The 251-nt window shown below is 70.5% G+C and carries 1 protein-coding gene; it reads right to left on the bottom strand.

The window, feature by feature from the left end:
- The coding region (locus HA630_RS01430) for an aldehyde dehydrogenase family protein (RefSeq protein WP_166832155.1) at positions 1-251 on the bottom strand (251 nt) is incomplete at both ends.

Genomic DNA, 251 nt, shown 5'->3' on the forward strand with positions numbered 1-251 from the left:
TCCTCGCGGGCGCAGAGCATGTCGGCGGTGGCGTCGGCCACCACGGTGGGCTCGAAGAACTGCCCCGGCAGGCGCTTGCCGCCGGCCAGCACGCGCGCGCCCTTGGCCACGGCGTCGTCCACATGGCGCTGCACCTTCTCCAGCGCGGCTTCCTCGATCAGCGGGCCCTGGTTCACGCCGTCCTCGAAACCGTTGCCCACCTTGGCGGTGGCCACCTTGGCGGCGAACTTGGTCACGAACTCGTCGTACAC

This window comes from Aquabacterium sp. A08 (genome assembly GCF_011742065.1).